The sequence below is a fragment of the Alitiscatomonas aceti genome (assembly GCF_025567195.1).
GTDB classification, from domain to species: Bacteria; Bacillota; Clostridia; order Lachnospirales; family Lachnospiraceae; genus Alitiscatomonas; species Alitiscatomonas aceti.
This window is the reverse complement of record NZ_JAOQJF010000009.1, coordinates 78,697-99,371: the sequence shown is the minus strand read 5'-3', so window position 1 is coordinate 99,371 and position 20,675 is coordinate 78,697. Positions and strand designations below refer to the sequence as shown.

The window sequence follows — 20,675 nt, the reverse complement described above, 5'->3', positions numbered from 1 at the left end:
ATATTTTAACGTTTGCTTACGGACTCCTTACATTTCTCCACTATCCCCGGAAAACTCCGGCCACGGCCTCTGCAATCCTCACCAGGATGCTCCAGAGACGCTGGAAGATGTTTCCCTCAGCCTGGAAATCCTCACTCATGGCCGGTACACTGTCTTCCTCTGTTTCCTTTGTGCCCTCCGTCCGCAGGATGATCTGGAGGCTCTGGGGCTCCGGATTCTCCCCGGAGGTAAAGGAAACCTTTTCTGCATGGATATCGGCATTGAGAATGGTCATATCCTCTCCCGTATATTCCTCCCATTTTTCATCAGCCAGATCCTCCACGGTATTTTTCGCATCCCGGATCACTCCGGTCTCAGAAAGCCCGGAAAGAGCTGCGGAAAGGGCGGAGCTTAAGCCCTCAATGGTCTTTTTCGTTCCTGCATCCAGGGGCTCTCCGGCTTTTTTAAGGCTTTCCTCCACGTTGGAAAGCAGGGTGTGCATGGCGTCCGTCCCCTGCACGGCGCTGTCGATCAGAAGCCCCGTATCCTTAAGGGACGAAGAGGCTGTGCCGTGATACGTATTTAAGATCCCGGTGAGCCGGTCCACATGCTCCACCAGACTCTGGCCCGTGGCCGCTGTATGCCTCAGGGTATCGGCCACATCGCCCGTATCGCTCAGGACATTTTCCAGGGATTCCCCGTCCCGGTGTACCCGGTAAATGATATGCTCCAGGGTGGAAATGGACTGGGTCACAGATCCGATCATGGATTCCAGCCTGGATGGCTTTTCAGCCGCTCCCACCAGGGCCTCCAGGGCCCCGATCAGCCTGGAAAGCCCTTTTCCGGCGATCTCGGTCCCCACGCCGGCCAGGTCTCCGAGAGCGTCCCCGACCGCGTCGGAGCCGCTGGCTGTAATCGCTTCATACTTCTCCCAGCCCTCATCCGCAAAGCCGCCGCAGAATCCGGAAAGCTGCTCCATCAGTTCCTCCCGTTCCTGGTCGGAGATCCCCAGAACGTCTCCATGGCCCTGGATCTGCTCCTGGAGCTCCTTTAATCTGGCGATCACTTTCTTAAGCTCTGCCACCCGCTTCCTGACGGCCTCTTTTTTCTCCTTCAGCTCCTCCAGATCCTTCCTGAGCCTTGCCAGCCCATCCTCCAGATCTCCCACATCATGGCGGGTATCATAAAGAAGATCTGCGGTATCGTTTAAGTCCATGGTCACATGCTTAAGCCCGTAGCCCAGGCTCTCCAGCTGGTCGTCCAGGGCCTGGACCGAGGTGTTCATGGAATTTAATTCCCCATTCATATCCTCCAGGGCCTTTCTGGCCTCCTCCACATAGGCCGGGAAGGGGATCCCCCGGTCAGACAGCTCCTTTAAAAGAGCCAGGGCCTGATCGGCGTCTACATAGATCCCTCCCTTGGCGTCTGAAAGGATCTGTCGGGACCGGTCCAGCTGTCCCAGGCCCTCCACCGTGCTCCCCAGGCCTCCCTGGAGTCCGTCCAGACTGTCCAGGACCACGTCCAGGCTGTCCCCGATGGCGTCTGCAGAATCCTTCACCGTGTCCCTGGCCTTCCTAAGATCCTCCAGCCGCTCCAGCTGGCTGATGGTCACCGGAGCCATGAGAAACAGCAGACCGGAAAACTCCAGGTCATTGCTGCCGATCTCCAGCTCAAAATGCTGCTCCTCCCCGGGCATCACCATAAACAGCACGGTCTTCATGCTGCCAATGGACTGGATCTGGGCTCCCGGAGCCTCCACGCTGAGGTTCTGGTCCATGTCCACCACGGCGGCGATCTCCATGGTCATATTATTTCTGAAATATTCGCTGGTACCGGTGTTGGGCACCGCGTCAATGGAGATTTTTAAGACGCCCTTTTCATGGGCCAGCTCCTCCAGCCTCCGCTCCACGCCGTTTAAACGGTAGGACACGGCGATATCCCAGGGCAGGGTCTCCGAAACCTCCTCCGGCTCCATGCGGCCTTCAAAATAGAACCTGTCGTTCTCCGGCTCCTCCAGAAGACGGAAGATCACCGTATCCCCGTCCACCTCCGGCTCCTCCATCCCGGTCATGTTATGGACCGCCTGGTAGGTGCCCCGGTCTGTGATCTCTCTGGCCCCATGAAGCTCATAGCTTTTCACCACACTGGCTTCCGATATGCCTCCGTAGGGGTCCATGGTCACGTACATGGCCTCGTCGCAGACCGGAACTCCGGCCGCGCCGAAGCTGGCGATCCCGGCAGACGCCGCCATCACTGCCGCCAGGGTCCCGCTGACGGCTCTCTTTATCTTTTTATCCATACCTTTCATTCCTGTACCTCCCTGCATGTTTGTTTTCCCGGCCGCGCCATTCTCCGCGCCCTTCGTTCCACTGCCCTCTGCTGCTGGCGCCGGATGGGCTTATCAAAGGCAGCCAGAAGCGCCGGAAGCAGCGAAAGCACCAGGATCATAGAAAGCAGCGCGCCCCTTCCCACCAGCCTTCCTACCTGGGAAATGGCCTGGATGGAGGAAGTAAAATAAAGGAGATACCCCACCACCGTCAAGATCCCGCCGGACGTAAGGATGGAGATGGCGCTTTTGGCAATGGCTGTGACCGCCGCATCCCGGCTTCCCATGGTCTCTCTGAACTCCATATAGTTGTTTGTCATAAGGATCGAGTAATCAATGGTGGCTCCCAGCTGTAAGCAGCTTACGATGATGTAGCCGATATAGACCATGCTGTCGCCAATGATATAGGGGATCGTCATATTTAAGTAAATGGCCACCTCAATGGGGATGATGACCAGGACCGGCACCATCACCGAATGGAAGGTCAGCATGACCACCAGGGCCACTCCTGCCAGAGAAATGATGGATACCCGGTTGTAATCGTCGGTCAGGATATCCCGGATATCCATGGTGGTGGGCGTCATGCCGATCACATAGGAGTCCTCTGGATAATATTTTTTCACGATCTCCGTCAGTTTTTCACTGCACTGGAAGGAGTAACTGCTCTCCTCCCTGTTCTCCATGGAGATCAGGATCCTGGCGTAAGAGCCGGTCCGGAGCTGCTTTGTAACGGATTCCGGCAGAAAGCTTTCCGGGATCCCCTGGGGAAGAGTCCCGGCCATGGACAGGGCGTAGTCGATAAATTCCTGGTCCTCCAGCTCCTCTGTCAGCCTGCGCTCTTTTATGACGTTCCCGTTGGGCACCATGGCGATGATCACATTGGACTTTCCAAACACGTCCTCGATGGCCCGGGAGTCCTCATAGACCCGGGTGCCTGGACCGGAGCCCAGGGCGTCGTCCCCGTAATAAAAGTAGTTCATGGACTGTCCAAAGTAACAGGGGACCGCACAGAAGGCCGCTGCTGCCAGCACCGGGATCCGGATCCTGTACATCAGCTTTCCCAGGCCGTCCAGCGGCGGAAGGAAGGATCTGTGGGCTGTTTTCTCGATCTTCTTATCGAACCGCAGGATCAGCGTGGGCATCAGAAACAGGACCGTCACCAGGCTGCATACGATCCCCTTGGTAAGGACGAAGCCCACATCCCTGCCAATGGTAAATTTCATCAGCGCAATGACCAGGAAGCCCACGATGGTGGTCGCGCCGCTGGCCAGGATCGAGCTGCAGGATTTCTCGATGGCGGCCTCCATGGCCGGACGTGAATCCACTCCCGACTGTTTGATGGCCGTATACGTATGTAAAAGGAAAATAGAATAGTCCATGGACACCGCCAGCTGCAGGATCGCCGCTGTGGAGAATGTAAAGAAGGAGATCCTGCCGAACATGATGTTGGAGCCCATGTTCAGCACGATAGCCACTGCCATGACCAGGATAAACAGGAACGGCTCAAACCATGAGGTGGTGGTCAGGGTCAGGATCAGCCAGATGATCACCACTGCCATTCCAATGGCCATGGCGATCTCCCGGGTAATGGATTCCTGACGCTCCTTACTGGAAACGGCGCTCCCGGCAAAGCATCCCCTGTCTTTTCCCACAATGCCATAGATCTCGTTTATGGCCTTATGGGTGGAGGCATCTGAATCCCCGTCCTCAAAAATGATCTGGTATACCGCGTTCCCATCTTTATAGAACCGGTCTGTCAGGCTGTTCTTTATAAAGGCATCTGTGGAATAAACATTGGCGGCCAGGTCCGGACCCACCACCAGGTCCACGCCATCCACCCGTGAGATCCTCTGGCGGATGGTCCGGGCCTCCGGCAGGGTCACGTCCTTTACCATGATCCGGGCCATGCCGGGATAACCGAATTCCTGCTCCATCACATCCAGCGCCTGCTTGGTGGGGGCAAAATCTGGAAGATACTTGCTCAGATCATAGTTGACGCCCACAAACGGGTAACAGACGGCGCAGAGAATGGTCATGGCAATAAAGAATTTTTCAATGATCCTTCCTCTTTGAACAATAAAATGGGCCATTTTTTTCAACATAGCTTTCATTCCTCATTATTTTTTTGTTATTAGTTTTAAATATGTTTATCATACATACTGTTGATTTTCCTTCTGGGATGTATTATAATATACCGCAGGACCGGATGCAATCATTAGTATTTTAATGTTTTGCTGTTTAATGAACACGGAAATTTTAATATGTCAAAAATGGAGGAAAATCCATGAGAAATCCCAAAGAAGACCGGCGCGTCCGCCGGACCCAGAAACTTTTAAAAGAGAGCCTGGTACAGCTTATGTCTGAAAAAGCGTTTAAGGACATCACCATCAAGGACATCACAGAACGGGCTGACTTAAACCGGGGTACCTTCTATCTCCACTACTCCGATACATACGACCTTCTGACTGCCATGGAAAACGGAGTGCTGGAGGACTTCCAGGAGATGATCACCGCCTATATGCCCTCCAGGCCGGGAAACGGCCTGATGCCGGTGCTGCTTCCCATTGTCCACTACATCGTGGAAAATGAACAGATCTGCAAAAATCTGTTTGAAAACAACGTTTCCAATGAATTTGTGACTAAATTTAAGGAACTGATCCGTAAAAACGGCGGCGCGCTCATCGAGCGGCTGTATCCCGCCTGTCAGACGGCCGATTCCGAATACTTTTTTGAATTTATCACCTATGGCCTTATCGGGATCATTAAAAAATGGCTGGACAACGGAATGCCCCAGACCGAGGAGGAGATCGCCCGCATGTCCAGCGACGCCGTCCTTTCCCTGGCCCGGTCCTTTTTTGCGGCATGATCTTTCCGGGCCGCTCCGTGTCCTGTGCATTCCCTCTTTCTGGCCGCCCCGTGCCCTCCCGGGAGTTTCCGGTTTTTTCTGGAAATTTCCCCGGGATTTTTTTATTTTCCTCTTGATTTTTTTACTCGTCTATATTATCATCAATATATGAACACTTATTCATATGTTGATCCTGACTAATCTAAAAAAAGACATCCGGAGGGCATAATTATGGAAGAGAACAAACATCTGCACGGACCGGAAGATCCTGCAGAAAACAGCTGCGGCCATGAGGGGTGCGGCTGCGGCCACGAGCACGTACATGAGCAGGAACATTCCCATGAGCATAGTCATGAGCATTCCCATGACGAGCAATGCTCCTGCGGACATGAGCACAGCCACGAACACGGACATTCCCACGAGCACTCCCACGACGGGCATTGCTCCTGCGGCTGCGGACATGAACACAGCCACGAACATGGACATTCCCATGAACATTCTCACGAGCACTCCCATGACGGACAGTGCTCCTGCGGCTGCGGACATGAACACAGCCACGAACACGGACATTCCCACGAGCACTCCCACAGCCATGGACACCACAATGCCCCAGGCTCCCCCTGTACGGTCTATGTGATGAAAAACATTGACTGCGCCAACTGCTCTGCCAAGATCGAAGCGAAAATAAAGGAGCTCCCGGAGGTGGACGACGCCGTCCTCACCTTTGCTACCAGACAGCTCCGGGTCTACTCCTCCGCCGGCACGGCTCTCCTTCCCAAAATGCAGGAGATCGCTGATAAGATCGAGCCCGGCACAGTGATCGAAGTCAGATCCAGAAATCCCAAGGCCCCGTATGTGGTCTACAACCTGGAAAATATCGACTGCGCCAACTGCTCCGCCAAGATCGAGGCGAAAATAAAGGAGCTCCCGGAGGTGGACGACGCCGTCCTCACCTTTGCCACCAGGCAGCTCCGGGTCTATTCCTCTGCCGGTACGGCCCTCCTTCCCAAAATGCAGGAGATCGCCGATAAGATCGAGCCCGGTACCCGGATCACGGTCCGGGAGGAGGGAAAACGTCAGAAAGACGTTCATAATGAGAAGCATTCCAGCGATCTTCCTGAGATCCTGGCCGGAGCCGGACTGTTCATCGCCGGTTCTCTTCTCGCCGGCCCCATGCCCGGCGTCTCCATTGTCTGCTTTGTGATCGCTTACCTGATCCTGGGGAAGGACGTGCTTTTTACCGCCCTTAAAAACATGAAGACCGGCCATGTCATGGATGAAAACTTCCTTATGAGCCTGGCGACCCTGGGAGCCTTTGTGATCCGGGAATACGGAGAAGCCGTGGGCGTAATGCTGTTTTACCGCATCGGCGAGGCCTTTGAGCACCGGGCTGTGGAAAAGAGCCGCAGCCAGATCATGGACGCTGTGGATCTCCGTCCGGAAACCGTGCTCCTGGACGAAGGCGGCTCCATCCGGGAGATCCCTGCCGAGTCTGCCCGCATCGGCCAGGTGATCCAGGTACGCCCCGGCGACCGGATCCCCCTGGACGGTGTGATCGTTGAGGGAGAAAGCCGTCTGGATACCTCCCCCATCACCGGCGAGCCGGTTCCGGTGGCCGTCAGAGAGGGCAGTTCCGTTTTATCCGGCTGTGTCAACACCTCCGGCCTCTTAAAGCTCCGGGTGGAAAAAGAGCTTTCTGAATCCATGGTCACCAGGATCCTGGATTCTGTGGAAAATGCCGCCGCCCAGAAGCCCCAGGTGGAACGGTTCATCACCAAATTCGCCCGGATCTACACCCCTGTGGTAGTAGCCCTGGCTGCCGCCACCGCCATCCTCCCGTCTCTCTTTACAGGAGACTGGAACCACTGGGTCTACACAGCCCTGACCTTCCTTGTCATCAGCTGTCCCTGTGCCCTGGTCTTAAGCGTTCCCCTATCCTTCTTCTCCGGCATCGGAGCCGGATCCAGAAAGGGGATCCTTTTTAAAGGCGGGATCGCTCTGGAGGCCTTAAAGAATGTAAAGGTCGTGGTCATGGATAAGACCGGAACCATCACCAAAGGAAACTTCGTGGTACAGACCGTATCTCCCTCCGGCTCCATGAAAAAAGAAGAGCTCCTGGCCCTGGCCGCTGCCTGTGAGACCGCCTCCACCCATCCCATCGGCATCAGCATTCTGGCGGCTGCCAGAGACCAGTCCCTTTCCGAGGAAACGCCCAGAGACCTGGCTGAGATCCCGGGAAAGGGGATCCGTGCCGTCACCTCTGCAGGCGTGCTCCTCTGCGGAAACCGGAAACTTCTGGAGGAAAACCAGGTGGATCTTGCCGGATTTAAGGAAGACTCCGGCTCCACCATGGTCCTGCTGGCAAAGGACGGCGTATATGCCGGCTCCATTTCCATTTCCGATACCATAAAACCGGAGGCGTCCGCTGCCATCGCATCCCTTAAGAAAATGGGGATCCAGACGGCCATGCTCACCGGAGACAGCGAAGCCGCTGCAAACGCCGTGGCCTCCTCCACCGGCATCGACCGGGTATATGCAAAGCTCCTTCCCGGCGATAAGCTGGATCTTTTACAGAATCTCCGGAAGGAAGCCGGAAACGCCATGTTCGTAGGCGACGGCATCAACGACGCGCCGGTGCTGGCAGGAGCCGACGTGGGCGCCGCCATGGGCAGCGGAGCTGACGCAGCCATCGAGGCCGCCGACGTGGTCTACATGACCTCCAGCATGGAAGCCATTCCCGAATCCATCCGCATTGCAAAAAAGACCGGGGCCATCGCCACCCAGAACGTGGTCTTCGCCCTGGCCGTGAAGGTCCTGGTCATGATCCTGGGGCTGGCAGGCTTTGCCTCCATGTGGATGGCCGTATTTGCCGATTCCGGCGTGGCCATGCTCTGCGTGTTAAATTCCATCCGGGTATTATATAAGAAAAACTGATGTAAAAATTTAAACTTCATTTCATCTGGGCATTTTCCGGGAAGCTTCCTTGAAAATGCCCAGTTTTTCTCATATCTGTTCCATCTGCCGGAAATGGAGCCTCCACTCCCAAAAGCCGGCGTTCCACAGCATCCCCTCTCCCCGCCGGAACCCTGGACAGGAAGATCCCATACAATAAACCATAGCATTTTTCCGGGAGGGAAATCATGAAAAAAATCGTCTGCGGGATCCTGGCAGGATGTCTGGTCCTTGCCACAGCCACCGGCTGCCAGAAAAACGCATCCGGCAAAACGCCCATCACCTTAAACGAAGTGGCCCATTCCATCTTCTATGCGCCCCAGTACGCCGCCATTGAGCTGGGATATTTTGATGAAGAGGGACTGGACGTGACCCTGGTCAACGGAGGCGGAGCCGATAAGGTCATGACGGCTCTGGTATCCGGAGAAGCCGACATCGGCTTCATGGGATCCGAAGCCTCCGTCTATACCTATGCCAACGGAGAAGCCGACTACGCCGTAAACTTTGCCCAGCTGACCCAGAGGGCCGGAAACTTCCTGGTGGGTCGGGAACCGGAGCCGGATTTCCAATGGGAAAACTTAAAAGGGAAAAAGGTCCTGGGAGGAAGGGCAGGCGGCATGCCCCAGATGGTCTTTGAATACATCTTAAAAAAGAACGGCATCGACCCGAAGACAGATCTTTCCATCGACCAGAGCATAAACTTCGGCCTCACTGCCGCTGCCTTTACCAGTAACGACGCAGACTACACCGTGGAGTTCGAGCCCTTCGCCACCGCCCTGGAGCTGGAAGGAAACGGCCATGTGGCGGCCTCCCTGGGAGAAAGCTCCGGCTATGTGCCCTACACGGCATATTGTGCAAAGAAAAGCTATATTGAAAAAAATCCGGAAATCATACAGAAATTCACAAATGCCATCCAGAAGGGACTGGAGTACGTCAATTCCCACACATCCGCAGAAATCGCAAAAACCATAAAACCCCAGTTTAAAGAAACAGACAAGGCCGCCCTGACAGCCATTGTGGAGCGGTATAAGGCCCAGGATACCTGGAAGACCGATACGGTCTTTGAAAAGGAAAGCTTTGATCTTCTCCAGAATATCCTGGAAGAAGCCGGAGAGCTTCCAGCCAGAGTGCCTTATGAAGACCTGGTAGTCACAGACTTTGCCAGGGCGGCGGTGAAAGAATAGAAACGATTTATCTTCTTAACCTTTGGGAGACAGCGGCTATGCTGGCTCCCGCGCCGTTTTCCCACTCCGCCGACCATATTTCGTAAGACCTTATTCATATATTTGTAAATTGCTTTTTCTTCTGTCCTCCCTTATAATGGCCATATCACCACTCATTATGGCATTTGAAGGAGGATTTTGAATTTATGAAAAAATTTACACAGAAAAAACAGTTGACCGCAGTTATCATGGCCGCTTCTCTGGCCTTTGCTTCCCTTACAGGCTGCTCCAGCTCTTCTGCCGGCAAGGAGCCTGCCGGCCAGGAGACCGAGGCCGCGGTAAACGTATCCCTGGACAACGTTTTAAATAAGATCAAAGAAGCCTATGGAGAGGGCTACATCCCCAACACTCCCATGGACGACCAGATGTTAAACGACGTCATCGGCCTTTCTCCGGAGCTGTGCGAATCCTATGTAGCCGAGATGCCCATGATCAGCACCTTCGTGGAGACCTTCATCGGAGTGAAGGCAAAGGAGGGAAAGGGTGACGATGTGGAGAAGGCCCTGACCGAATACAGAGAGCGTCTGGTGGGCGATACCATGCAGTATCCCATGAACGTTTCCAAGATCCAGGCCTCCCAGGTGGTGCGCCACGGCGATTACGTATTCTTCGTGATGTTAGGAGGACCCGATGACGCGGCCATGGAACAGGGCGATGAGGCAGCCTTAAAATCCGCAGAGGAAAATAACAAGATCGCCATTGACGTGATCGACGGCTTCTTTAAATAAGCCATGGTCTTTTCCAGTCTCTTATTTTTATTCCGTTTTCTGCCGCTGTTCCTGGCCCTCTATTTTCTGGTTCCCAGGAAGCTGCGGAACGGAGTATTATTTATAGGGAGCCTGATCTTCTATGGATGGGGGGAGCCTGTGTATATCTCGCTCCTCCTTTTTTCCACGCTGGTGGACTTTTTCCATGGAAAGCTGGTGGGCCGCTTTTTAGAGCGCGGAAACCGGAAAGCCGCCAGGATGACGGTAGCCTCCTCTGCGTTCATCAATCTGGCCCTTCTGGTGATCTTTAAATATACGGACTTTTTCATCCGTTCCATCAACAGCCTCACCGGAAGCGGGATCCCTCTCCTGGGCCTGGCCCTTCCCATTGGGATCTCCTTTTATACGTTCCAGACCATGTCCTACACCATCGACGTATACCGGGGCGAGGCTCCGGTCCAGAACAATATCATAAGCTTCGGAGCCTATGTGTCCATGTTCCCCCAGCTCATTGCCGGCCCCATTGTCCGCTACCAGGACATTGCCGCGGAGCTGAACACCCGGACCGAAAGCCTTGAGCGTTTTTCCCTGGGGATCCGCCGTTTCGTGGTGGGCCTGGGAAAAAAGGTCCTGCTGGCCAATCAGGCCGGCGCCCTGTGGACGGAGATCACGGCCATCCTTCCTGCGGACCGCAGCGTCCTTATGGTATGGATGGGGATCCTGGCCTTTGCCTTCCAGATCTATTTCGACTTTTCCGGTTATTCCGATATGGCCGTGGGCATGGGCCACATGCTGGGCTTTCATTTTCCGGAAAACTTTAATTATCCGTATATTTCAAAAAGTATTACGGAATTCTGGCGGCGATGGCATATTTCCCTGGGCACCTGGTTTAAGGAATACGTGTACATCCCCCTGGGCGGCAACCGGAAGGGCGGCCTTCTCCAGGTACGGAACATCCTGGTCGTATGGCTTTTAACAGGGATCTGGCATGGCGCCAGCGTAAACTTCCTGTTATGGGGTATTTATTTCGGACTGCTTCTTTTATTAGAAAAGTTTGTACTGATGAAATATTTAAAAAAGCTCCCCTCCCTGCTCCAGTGCACCTATGCTTTTCTTCTGGTGCTCCTTGGCTGGGTGCTGTTCGCCTTTGAGGACATGGGACAAGGGTTCCAGTACCTCCTTCAGATGACCGGAGCCGCCGGGCTCTCCCTCTGTAATGAGCGGACCATATTCCTGCTTTCCGGAAATCTGGTCCTTCTGGCCGCCTGCGCCCTGGGCTCCACCCCCCTGCCGGCCAGGGCTGCCGGGAGATGGAAAGACCGTGTCCCGGAACCTCTGTTCCTGGGCCTGGTACTGCTCCTCTCCGTGGCTTACCTGGTAAACGCAACCTATAACCCGTTTTTATATTTCCGCTTTTAGTACAGAAAGGGAGAAGCCATGAAAAAAAATATTTCCTATCCGGCTGTGATGACCGGGCTTTTCTGCGCCTTTCTGGGACTGGGCGCGGCCCTTTCCGTTTTCATGCCCCGACGGACGTTTTCTGAAACGGAAAACCGCTACCTGGCAAAACGGCCGGCCCTTACCTGGGAGGCCGTAAAGAGCGGAAAATTCGGTTCTGATTATGAAATTTATTTAAGCGACCAGTTCCCTTTCCGGGATTCCTGGATCGGCTTTAAGACGGCTGCCGAAAAAATCCAGTTAAAAAAGGAGATCAACGGCGTCTTTCTTGGAAAGGACGGCTATCTCATCGAGGCCTTTTATGCCGAGGACATGGATCCGGAGCTCTCAAAGAAAAACCTGGACGCCCTGGCGGCCTTTGCCCTCCGCCAGGAGGCGCTTCTGGGAGACGGTCATGTGAAGGTGCTTCTGGCCCCCACGGCCTCTGAGATCCTCACAGAAAAGCTCCCGGCCTCTGCCTCCCCCTTTTCCCAGGCGGCGGCCACGGATTTCCTGGAAAAAGCCGGGCTGTCCTCCATGCTTGTGCCCGTAAGGGACGCCCTTTTACAGGAAGAAGCCGACGGACCGGACCGCCCCCTTTATTACAGGACAGACCATCACTGGACTGCCTCCGGGGCCTATACGGCCTACCAGGCCTGGGCTTCTGCTTCCGGCCTCACGTCCCTGGAGCCTTCCGGTTTTTCTGTGGAAACCGTTTCGGAGGACTTTCTGGGCACCATCCACTCCAAGCTCAACGTTCCTGTAAAGCCTGACTCCATCGAGCTTTACAGGCCCATCCAGGAGCCGGAATGGAGCGTATTTTATGATGAAAGCCAGGAGCCTGTCCACAGTCTTTACTCTATGGAGGCTTTAAAGACCCGGGATAAATACCGGGTGTTCCTGGACGGGAACCATGGTCTCACAAGGATCGTAAATCCCCAGGCGGACAGCGGCGGGAAGCTTCTTATTATCAAGGACTCCTACGCCCACTGCTTCGCCCCCTTTGCAGCTCTCCATTTCCCGGAGACCCTTATGATCGATCTCCGGTATTATAATGGAAGGCTCGGGGACCTGATCCAGGAGCAGGAGATCACCGATGTCCTCGTCCTGTACCAGATCCCTGGATTCTTAAAGGACCGGAATATCAGCAAGCTGGTGTGGGGGTAAAAAACAGCCCCCACACCTTTTTCAGACAGTCTGGAAATCCGGCCCTTTCCACAGGCTCCTCTGCTGTCACGGCCACCCGGCCCAGCTCCTCGCCATCCAGCGTATAGACCAGATAACCGAAAACATCTCCCTCTCCCACCGGCGCTTCCACCGGGCCTTCCAGCTGCAGCTCCTTCTCTATGGCGGAAAAATCCTCCCCGTGGAGTCCCAGGAAGGAAAAGCCTTCCCTGTACCCGGCCTTTACAAAGTCCCGGACGCCTCCAAGCACCTGGATCTTTGGCAGCTCCGGCGGCGCCTCATCCCGGTACAGACGGCAGTTTCCATATCCATAATTCAAAAGAGCCACCGCATCCTGGAACCGCACCTTATAATCCGGCGCAGCCATGATGGCGGCGATCAGCTCCACCCCGTCTTTTTTCGCTGTGGCTGACAGACAGTATTTGGCAATGCTGGTGGAACCGGTCTTAAGGCCCGTCACCTGGAAATTCACAGGCATCTTCAAAAGCCGGTTGGTGTTGGACAGGCCGAACTCCTTTGTTCCCTGCTTCGTCACATGGGTGATGTTTTCCATCCATATGGTAGAATAATTGATGATCTGTGGATATTTTGTGATCAGTTCCCGGGACATTAAGGCAATATCCCGGGCCGTGGTCACATGATCCGGAGAATCTGTAAGGCCGCAGCAGTCCACAAACCTCGTGTGCTCCATGCCAAGGCCTGCGGCCCGCTCGTTCATCATCCGCACAAAGGTCCCCTCGTCTCCGCCTATGTACTCCGCCATGGCCACGGAGGCATCGTTGCCGGAGGCGATGACGATGCACTTGATCAGTGTTTCCACGGTCTGCATCTCCCCCTCCTCCAGGAATACCTGGGAGCCTCCCATGGATTTGGCGTAGGCGCTGGTCACCACCTGGTCGTCCAGACGGATCTTTCCTGACTGGAGGGCATCGAATATAAGGATCAGTGTCATGATCTTGGTGACGCTGGCTGGATTTCTGGGCTCGTCGGCATTTTTTTCAAAGATCACCGTTCCCGTAGACGCCTCCATAAGAAGGGCTGACGGCGCTGCGATCTGCGGCCCTCCGGCGCTCTCCTCCGGGACAGCTCCCGGCTGGGCCGTCTCCTGGCCCTGGGGCCCTGTCTGGCCGTTTTCCTGGCTCTCTGCCTTCCCTCCCTCCGTTTCTTCCCGGACCGTTTCCCGTCCTGGGACTGTTTCTGCCATCACCGGCATAGAGCCGCCGCCCAGGGCCATCGCCCAGGATAGGAGAAGGGCGGCCGCCCGTTTTCCTGTTTTTTTCACGTTTCCACCATGTCCTCTCAAACCGTCATGATCTCCTTACAAAATATGGCTGGGACATGGATCTTTATGTATTTTTCGCAGCAGTCCTATCCGGATCTTTACAAGGCTGGATTGTTGCTTTTTTTCACGGATTCCCATAACACCTTCCGGGAAATTATGTTATAATGTCTGTGAAGCAGACATTATAACATCGCGCATCTGGTTTCTGCGTTCACCGCAGAAATCCAGGCGCTTAAATTCCCCGGAGGGGGACCATGTCCGGAGGACATGGTATAATGTCTGTGAAGCAGACCCACGAAGGGATAAAAAGCCCGCCCGGCAGAAAAGGGCTTAAAAATACGATTCGAGGTGATCCAATGCAGTTTGAAGACGACTATACCCGCCGCCGTGCATACATATCCAGACGCCAGAAGCAGAGAAAACGCCAGCGCATGGTCCGTATCCTCATCTTTTTCATGATCCTTGGGATCCTGGCTGCCGCCGGAGCAGGAATCTGGCTTTTTAAGACAAAAGGCTTCCCCGGAGCCGGCTCCCATCCTGCTCCCGACGCCCCGTCTGCATCCAGCCCCGCAGAGCCCGGCGCAGACCCAGGAAACGGTGAGGACGGAGAAACAGGGACCAGTCCTGCGGAAACAGAACCCTCCAGCCTGGACGAACTCCTTTCCAGAGCCTCGGGCCTGGCCGCCTCCTACGACTATGACGGAGCCATCGCCCTGTTAAAGGACAGTGCAGAATTTTCCGGTGAGCAGGCGGTCCTGGATGCCATCGCGTCCTATGAAGAGATAAAAACAACACTGGTCCGGGCTGATACGGCCTCCATCACCCATGTGTTCTTCCACTCCCTGATCATGGATAATAAAAAAGCCTTTGACGGCGATTCAGATGAAAAGGGCTATAACCAGGTGATGACCACCAAAAGCGAATTTTTAAAGATCCTGGATCAGATGTATGAACGGGGCTATGTGCTGGTACGGATGCGGGATATCGCCTATGAGACCACAGATGAAAACGGAAACCCAAAATTTGTGGCCGGCGATATCATGCTGCCGCCGGGAAAGAAGCCCTTCGTCATGTCCCAGGACGATGTCTGCTATTATGACTATATGAAGGGCGACGGCTTTGCCACCCGGATCGTCATCGGGGACGATGGAAAGCCCACCTGTGAAATGGAACTGGACGACGGGACCGTGGTCACCGGCTCCTTCGACCTGGTACCTCTGCTGGAGGATTTCATTGCAGAGCACCCGGACTTTTCCTATAAAGGAGCCAGGGCAGTCCTGGCCTTCACCGGCTACCAGGGTGTTTTAGGCTATCGCACCGATCCGGAATATAAGGACTCCAACCCTAATTATGAGGAGGACCTGGAATCTGTCCGACAGGTGGCCCAGTGCCTCCGGGACGGCGGCTGGGAGCTGGCCTCCCACAGCTGGGGCCATATCAACCTGGGCTCCCGGGATCTGGCTTCTGTAAAAACAGACACCGATAAATGGGAGGAGCGGGTGGAATCTCTCATCGGCCCCACCGATATCATCCTCTACCCCTTCGGCGCAGACGTGGGCGACTGGCGGGCCTATACCCGGGAAAACGAGAAATTTGCCTATCTGTACGACAAGGGCTTCCGCTATTTCTGCAATGTGGATTCCAGCCCCGCCTGGGTACAGCTGGGGTCTGATTATTTGCGCCAGGGGCGGCGGAACCTGGACGGCTACCGCATGTACTACGATCTTCCGGAAACAAATCCTTCCAAGGATCATTTAAGCGACCTGTTCGACGTTACCACCGTTTTTGACCGGGAGCGCCCGGTGCCGGTGCCGCCCATGTAGGGTAGGAAATATTGCCTGCGGGGCTTCCTGCCGGCGGCATAATTCTTTCCCAGAGCATAAAAATAAGCTGCTGCAAAAAGGAAATGGATGCTTTCCTTTCGCAGCAGCTTATTTTTACTTTATTGCCCTAAAACTGGACGATCTCCTTGATCTCCTCTGCCGGCTCCACGCTTTCCGCGTAAAGCACCGGACCGGTTCCGTCGTAGTCCTGCCAGAACTCATATTCGATCCTGGCCCGGACCTTTACCCACATTCCGGTCTCCAGGGTCCTGGCCTCTCTTGCCTTGCATACAAAGCCCAGGAAGGTCATATCCGCCTCGCAGCAGGTCATGGCCATACGGCCCGGAACAAAGTAATTCTTCGGGAATTCCGGAGACTTTAAGACCATAGCCGTAAATTCCACTACCTTCCCCTTGTACCGGTCCTCCTTGTCCAGGGCGTCGATATACCAGATGCCGTAGGCCCCCGGGTCGATCTGGATCACATCTGCCTTCATATCATAGGGCAGATCCTCCTCCAGAAGCTCCTGCTCGATCTCCCCTTCCGCATCCTCCAGGATCAGGTCGGCCTGTGGATTTAAGGCCTTTAACCCCCTGCGGTAGCGGGTCAGGCTGTCATCGGTCAGATCGTCGCAGCGGTTCATGATGATCAGCTCGGAATTCCTCACCATAAGTCCCAGCAGCGGCTTCATGTTATTTAAATAGAGCTCAAAGGTGGAGCCGTCGATGATGGTGATCTGCTGGAACAGCTCCCAGTCTGCCGGAAGCTTCAGCAGGTCCTGGGGCCAGATCCCGTTCCATTCGATGAGCACCCGGTCCGGATCGTAGAGTGCTTCCAGACGGCCGAAAAAGTCCTCATCCAGCTCGTCTGCGCTGTCCACGGTGATCACCCTTGTCCGCGTTTTCTTTAACAGCTCCTGATCATATTCTGTGTCCCCCTCCTCGCAGAGGATCAGGACCGTAACTCCGTCAGCCTGGAAATACTCCTGCTGCAGTGTAAAGGAGATAAACTGGGTCTTTCCAGCCTCCAGAAAGCCGTTGATCAGAAACACCGGCATTTTTTCTTGATTATTTCCGCTCATGATTTCTCCCAGTGATTAAAATTAATGGAACAGTTCCTTCAGATCGTCCTCTTTTAAGCCGGAGCCGATGACGCACACCTTTCCTGTATAGATGGGCGCGCCTTCCCGCACCTCCGTCTCCTCGGGAACCATATCAAAATAGTGCCATACGCCGTTTTCATCCGGCAGCATGCCCTTGGCACGAAGCACCGTGCCGTACTTCTCTGTGTGGGCCAGGTCATGGAGGATCTCATTTAACCGTTCCAGGCTCACGCTGCGGCTTGTTTCCAGTCCCCAGCTTGTGAAAACCTCGTCGGCGTCATGGCCGTGGTGGTGATGGTGATGATGGTCGTGATCGTGGCCGCAGCAGCACTCCCCGTCCTCATGATCGTGGTGGTGATGGTGCTCATGGTCATGGCCGCAGCAGCACTCTCCCTCCTCATGATCGTGATGATGGTGATGCTCATGGTCGTGGCCGCAGCAGCACTCCTCATCCTCATGATCGTGGTGGTGATGGTGCTCATGGTCGTGGCCGCAGCAGCACCCTTCGTCCTCATGATGATGGTGTCCCTGCCTTACCTCCTCCAGAAGCTCAGCTGCCATGTCGTCGGTGGGCTTTTCAATGATCTCCAGAAGCTGGGCTCCGGTGAGACGGCCGATGGGAGTCGTAACAACGGCTGCCTTAGGATTCTTCTCCCGGATCAGCTCCACTGCCTTTGCCACCTTATCGGCGTCTGCCACGTCGGTACGGCTTAAAACGATGGTCCCGGCGCTTTCGATCTGGTTATTGAAGAACTCGCCGAAGTTTTTCATATACATTTTGCACTTCTGGGCGTCTACCACCGTCACAGAGCCGTTTAAGACCACGTCGATCTCTCCGGCCACGTCGCAGACAGCCTTCATCACGTCAGACAGCTTTCCAACGCCGGACGGCTCGATGATCACCCGGTCCGGCTCATACTTGGTCAGCACCTCAGACAGGGAGCGGCCGAAATCGCCCACTAAAGAGCAGCAGATACAGCCGGAGTTCATTTCCCGGATCTCAATGCCAGAATCCTGTAAAAAGCCGCCGTCAATGCCGATCTCTCCAAACTCATTTTCGATCAGCACCACCTTTTCCCCGGCGATGGCCTCCTCCAGAAGCTTTTTTATAAATGTGGTCTTTCCAGCTCCCAGAAAGCCGGAAATAATATCGATCTTTGTCATTTTTAATTCCTTCTTTCTATTCAATCCATAAAATAACGGTTGTCTGTTACTAACTTTAACACATTTTTTCCCAAAGTCAACCGCCGCCCTTAAAATTTCCCGTCCTACCGCCTCCGGACAGCCTGGATCACGGAAAAAATCCCAAAGGCTCCCATGTTGACCACCACCACGCTGGCTCCCGCCGGAATGGAATACACATAGGAAAGCACCAGGCCGATGAAAAAGCAGACCACGGATACGGTCCCCGCCGAAAGGATCACGCCGGAAAAGCTTTTAAATACCCGCATGGAGGTGAGGGCCGGAAAGATGATCAGGCTGGAGATCAGCATGGCTCCCATCATCCGCATGCCCAGGACAATGGTGACCGCCGTCAGCACCGCCAGGATCGTATTGTAGCCGGAGACCCGGACTCCGGTGGCCCTGGCAAAGCTCTCATCGAAGGTCACGGCGAACACCTTATTGTAGCACAGAATGAACATCCCCAGGACGATCAGGGACAGGACGGCGCTCAATACCACGTCCTCCCGGCTCATGGCCAGGATGCTGCCGAACATATAGCTGCTGACGTCTGTGGTCATTCCCGTGGTCAGGGATGTGACGATGATCCCCACAGCCAGGGAGCCGGCAGAGATCATGGCAATGGCCGCATCGCTCTTGATCTTGCCATTGCCGGTGATCCGAAGGAGCAGCACCGCAGCGGCGGCTACCACGGGGATGGATACCGCCAGGGGAGCCCACCCAAAGGCCACGGCCACGGACAGGGCTCCAAAGGATACATGGGATAAGCCGTCCCCGATCATAGAATACCGCTTCAGCACCAGGCTCACCCCCAGAAGGGAGGCGCACAGAGAGATCAGAAGGCCGCCGGTCAGCGCCCGGACGATGAACGGATACGAAAGCATTTCTCTTAAAAGCTCCATCATTTTCCACCTCCCAGGAATTCTCTCCCGCATTCCGTCTGTTTATAGTCTTCCACAGAGCCGTAAAATAACACGCTCTGCTTTAAGTGGAGGATCTTATTGGCCTGGGCCACGATGTTCTGGATATCGTGGGACACCATTAAGACGGCCACCTGCTCCTCCCGGTTCAAATGGCGGATCACCCGGTAAAAGTCCTGGGTGGTGGAGGGATCCAGCCCGGTGATGGGCTCGTCCAGGATCAGAAGGCGGTCTGTGGCACAGAGGGCCCTGGCGATCAGCGTCCTCTGCTTCTGGCCGCCGGAAAGATCCCGGTAGCAGCTCTTTCTCAGATCTGTGATCCCCAGACGCTCCATGTTCACTGCCGCCGTTTCCCTTTCTTTTTTTGAGTAAAACGGACGGTTCCCCCGCTTTCCGAGACAGCCGGAGATCACCACCTCCTGGACTGTGGCCGGAAAATCCTTCTGGGCCGGCGTCTGCTGGGGAAGATATCCGATGCCGGACCGCTTCAGATCGTCGGATACCATAAGGCTTCCGCCAGTGGGCTTTAAAAGCCCCAGAAGCCCCTTCATCAGCGTGCTCTTTCCCGATCCGTTTTCTCCCACGATGCAGAGGTAATCCCCCTGGCAGATCTCCAGGGACACATCCTTTACCACATCATAATTTTCATATCCAAAATCCACATGCTCACATTTTAATAACGGCTGGCTCATTTGCACAGTCCCTCCCACAGATTCTTCACATTCTGTTCCATCAGCTCCAGGTATGTGACCCCTTCCTCAAACTGCCGCCGGGTCACGTTATGGCAGGAATGGAACAAAAGAGGTACGGCCCCTGTCTCTTCTCCGATGATCTCCGCCACCCGGTGGCTGGAAAGCTCCAGATAGTAAATCACAGGAAGCCCCTCCTCTTTTACCTTGTCGATCAGATAGGCGATGGTCCTGGCGCTGGGCTCTGTATCCGAGGAGCAGCCGGAAAAGGCCGCCCGGTAACGGAGTCCGTAGGTGTCGGCAAAATACCGCAGCGGGAACTTATCGCCCATGACGATCATGTCGTGGACCGCGCTATCCCTTACCTCCCGGAATTCTTTGTCCAGTCTTTCCAGCTCCTCCAGATACGCGGCAGCTCCTGCCTGGTACATGGCCCCATGGTCCGGATCCCTTTCCGTAAGAGTCTCAGCGATCACGTCCACCATCCTCATGGCATTGACCGGGGAGGTCCAGATATGCTCGTCGTACTCGATCTCATACTGACTCTCATCCTCCTCCAGATGACCATCTTCCTCACCGTCCTCATGGACATGAACGTGGCCATGGCCTTCGTCGGAATGCTCCATCCCTTCCACGATCTCTTCCTCCACCGCGTCCACATGGTCCATCATAATGACCACCGTCTGGTCCTCCCGGTCAAAGGAATCCACCACCTGGTCCACCCAGTGCTCCATGGCCCCGCCGTTGGCGATGATCACATCCGCCTCCTGCATGATGCGGATGTCCTTCGGCGTAGGCTCAAAGGAATGGCTGTCCATGCCCGCCGGGATCACCAGGGACAGCTCTACCTGGTCTCCGGCCACCTGGCGCACAAAATCATAATAGGGGAACAGAGTGGCGGCTACCTTTAATTTCCTCCCGCCTTCCCCGTCTCCCGGCTCCTCTCCGCTCTCTGCTCTCCCACAGCCGGAAAGGAGACAGAAAAGGAACATCACTGCCAGCGCCAGCCATGTTCCCCCTCTT

At 55.0% G+C, this 20,675-nt stretch carries 15 protein-coding genes; 7 read left to right on the top strand and 8 right to left on the bottom strand.

Annotated features, from left to right (window positions below):
• Positions 1-40 precede the first annotated feature (40 nt).
• Together OCV69_RS06550 and OCV69_RS06545 are read right to left on the bottom strand one after the other, a co-directional pair.
• Positions 41-2,287 carry a hypothetical protein gene (locus tag OCV69_RS06550; RefSeq protein WP_158356982.1) on the bottom strand — a complete coding sequence of 749 codons (2,247 nt, stop codon included), beginning with the start codon at positions 2,285-2,287 and terminating at the stop codon, positions 41-43.
• On the bottom strand, positions 2,284-4,407 hold the full coding sequence (locus OCV69_RS06545; RefSeq protein ID WP_262563028.1) for an efflux RND transporter permease subunit: 2,124 nt from the start codon (positions 4,405-4,407) through the stop codon (positions 2,284-2,286). The genes OCV69_RS06550 and OCV69_RS06545 overlap by 4 nt, the downstream gene beginning before the upstream one ends.
• A 182-nt stretch (positions 4,408-4,589) precedes the next feature.
• Here OCV69_RS06545 and OCV69_RS06540 point away from each other — a divergent pair, with 182 nt between their 5' ends.
• The 6 genes from OCV69_RS06540 (at position 4,590) to OCV69_RS06515 (ending at position 12,636) form a co-directional block, all read left to right on the top strand.
• Positions 4,590-5,171 (top strand): TetR/AcrR family transcriptional regulator, encoded by a 582-nt coding sequence (locus OCV69_RS06540; protein ID WP_022273350.1) that lies wholly within the window; start codon positions 4,590-4,592, stop codon positions 5,169-5,171.
• A gap of 210 nt (positions 5,172-5,381) precedes the next feature.
• Positions 5,382-8,084, top strand: coding sequence for a heavy metal translocating P-type ATPase (locus OCV69_RS06535; RefSeq protein ID WP_158356980.1), 2,703 nt, complete (start codon positions 5,382-5,384; stop codon positions 8,082-8,084).
• A 206-nt stretch (positions 8,085-8,290) separates the two neighbouring features.
• Positions 8,291-9,286 carry an ABC transporter substrate-binding protein gene (locus OCV69_RS06530; RefSeq protein WP_158356979.1) on the top strand — a complete coding sequence of 332 codons (996 nt, stop codon included), beginning with the start codon at positions 8,291-8,293 and terminating at the stop codon, positions 9,284-9,286.
• 185 nt (positions 9,287-9,471) lie between these two features.
• Positions 9,472-10,053 carry a DUF4358 domain-containing protein gene (locus OCV69_RS06525; protein WP_158356978.1) on the top strand — a complete coding sequence of 194 codons (582 nt, stop codon included), beginning with the start codon at positions 9,472-9,474 and terminating at the stop codon, positions 10,051-10,053.
• 3 nt (positions 10,054-10,056) lie between these two features.
• A complete protein-coding gene (locus OCV69_RS06520; protein ID WP_158356977.1) occupies positions 10,057-11,451 on the top strand; it encodes an MBOAT family O-acyltransferase in 1,395 nt (464 codons plus the stop codon).
• 18 nt (positions 11,452-11,469) lie between these two features.
• Positions 11,470-12,636 carry a DHHW family protein gene (locus tag OCV69_RS06515; protein WP_158356976.1) on the top strand — a complete coding sequence of 389 codons (1,167 nt, stop codon included), beginning with the start codon at positions 11,470-11,472 and terminating at the stop codon, positions 12,634-12,636.
• Here OCV69_RS06515 and OCV69_RS06510 read toward each other — a convergent pair.
• Complete coding sequence (locus OCV69_RS06510; RefSeq protein WP_416782446.1) at positions 12,614-13,888, bottom strand: D-alanyl-D-alanine carboxypeptidase family protein; 1,275 nt, start codon at positions 13,886-13,888, stop codon at positions 12,614-12,616. The two genes, OCV69_RS06515 and OCV69_RS06510, sit on opposite strands and share 23 nt — an antisense overlap.
• Before the next feature lie 404 nt (positions 13,889-14,292).
• Here OCV69_RS06510 and OCV69_RS06505 point away from each other — a divergent pair, with 404 nt between their 5' ends.
• The gene (locus tag OCV69_RS06505; RefSeq protein WP_158356975.1) at positions 14,293-15,759 is read left to right on the top strand and encodes a polysaccharide deacetylase family protein; all 1,467 of its coding nucleotides are present in this window, start codon (positions 14,293-14,295) and stop codon (positions 15,757-15,759) included.
• A gap of 127 nt (positions 15,760-15,886) precedes the next feature.
• On the opposite strand, the gene OCV69_RS06500 is transcribed toward OCV69_RS06505, so the two are convergent.
• The 5 genes from OCV69_RS06500 to OCV69_RS06480 form a co-directional block, all read right to left on the bottom strand.
• The gene (locus OCV69_RS06500) at positions 15,887-16,840 is read right to left on the bottom strand and encodes a TIGR03943 family putative permease subunit (RefSeq protein WP_158356974.1); all 954 of its coding nucleotides are present in this window, start codon (positions 16,838-16,840) and stop codon (positions 15,887-15,889) included.
• Positions 16,841-16,861: 21 nt separating this feature from the next.
• Complete coding sequence (locus tag OCV69_RS06495) at positions 16,862-18,025, bottom strand: CobW family GTP-binding protein (protein ID WP_158356973.1); 1,164 nt, start codon at positions 18,023-18,025, stop codon at positions 16,862-16,864.
• Positions 18,026-18,129: 104 nt separating this feature from the next.
• On the bottom strand, positions 18,130-18,945 hold the full coding sequence (locus tag OCV69_RS06490; protein ID WP_158357007.1) for a metal ABC transporter permease: 816 nt from the start codon (positions 18,943-18,945) through the stop codon (positions 18,130-18,132).
• A complete protein-coding gene (locus tag OCV69_RS06485; protein ID WP_158356972.1) occupies positions 18,945-19,655 on the bottom strand; it encodes a metal ABC transporter ATP-binding protein in 711 nt (236 codons plus the stop codon). Before OCV69_RS06485 ends, OCV69_RS06490 begins: the two co-directional genes overlap by 1 nt.
• A complete protein-coding gene (locus tag OCV69_RS06480; RefSeq protein WP_158357006.1) occupies positions 19,652-20,644 on the bottom strand; it encodes a metal ABC transporter substrate-binding protein in 993 nt (330 codons plus the stop codon). Before OCV69_RS06480 ends, OCV69_RS06485 begins: the two co-directional genes overlap by 4 nt.
• Positions 20,645-20,675: the final 31 nt, after the last annotated feature.

Coding starts and splice junctions, on each gene's coding strand:
- OCV69_RS06550 (WP_158356982.1), bottom strand. CDS start 2,287: ATGAAAGGTATGGATAAAAAGATAAAGAGAGCCGTCAGCGGGACCCTG.
- OCV69_RS06545 (WP_262563028.1), bottom strand. CDS start 4,407: ATGTTGAAAAAAATGGCCCATTTTATTGTTCAAAGAGGAAGGATCATT.
- OCV69_RS06540 (WP_022273350.1), top strand. CDS start 4,590: ATGAGAAATCCCAAAGAAGACCGGCGCGTCCGCCGGACCCAGAAACTT.
- OCV69_RS06535 (WP_158356980.1), top strand. CDS start 5,382: ATGGAAGAGAACAAACATCTGCACGGACCGGAAGATCCTGCAGAAAAC.
- OCV69_RS06530 (WP_158356979.1), top strand. CDS start 8,291: ATGAAAAAAATCGTCTGCGGGATCCTGGCAGGATGTCTGGTCCTTGCC.
- OCV69_RS06525 (WP_158356978.1), top strand. CDS start 9,472: ATGAAAAAATTTACACAGAAAAAACAGTTGACCGCAGTTATCATGGCC.
- OCV69_RS06520 (WP_158356977.1), top strand. CDS start 10,057: ATGGTCTTTTCCAGTCTCTTATTTTTATTCCGTTTTCTGCCGCTGTTC.
- OCV69_RS06515 (WP_158356976.1), top strand. CDS start 11,470: ATGAAAAAAAATATTTCCTATCCGGCTGTGATGACCGGGCTTTTCTGC.
- OCV69_RS06510 (WP_416782446.1), bottom strand. CDS start 13,888: ATGGCCCTGGGCGGCGGCTCTATGCCGGTGATGGCAGAAACAGTCCCA.
- OCV69_RS06505 (WP_158356975.1), top strand. CDS start 14,293: ATGCAGTTTGAAGACGACTATACCCGCCGCCGTGCATACATATCCAGA.
- OCV69_RS06500 (WP_158356974.1), bottom strand. CDS start 16,840: ATGAGCGGAAATAATCAAGAAAAAATGCCGGTGTTTCTGATCAACGGC.
- OCV69_RS06495 (WP_158356973.1), bottom strand. CDS start 18,025: ATGACAAAGATCGATATTATTTCCGGCTTTCTGGGAGCTGGAAAGACC.
- OCV69_RS06490 (WP_158357007.1), bottom strand. CDS start 18,945: ATGGAGCTTTTAAGAGAAATGCTTTCGTATCCGTTCATCGTCCGGGCG.
- OCV69_RS06485 (WP_158356972.1), bottom strand. CDS start 19,655: ATGAGCCAGCCGTTATTAAAATGTGAGCATGTGGATTTTGGATATGAA.
- OCV69_RS06480 (WP_158357006.1), bottom strand. CDS start 20,644: ATGTTCCTTTTCTGTCTCCTTTCCGGCTGTGGGAGAGCAGAGAGCGGA.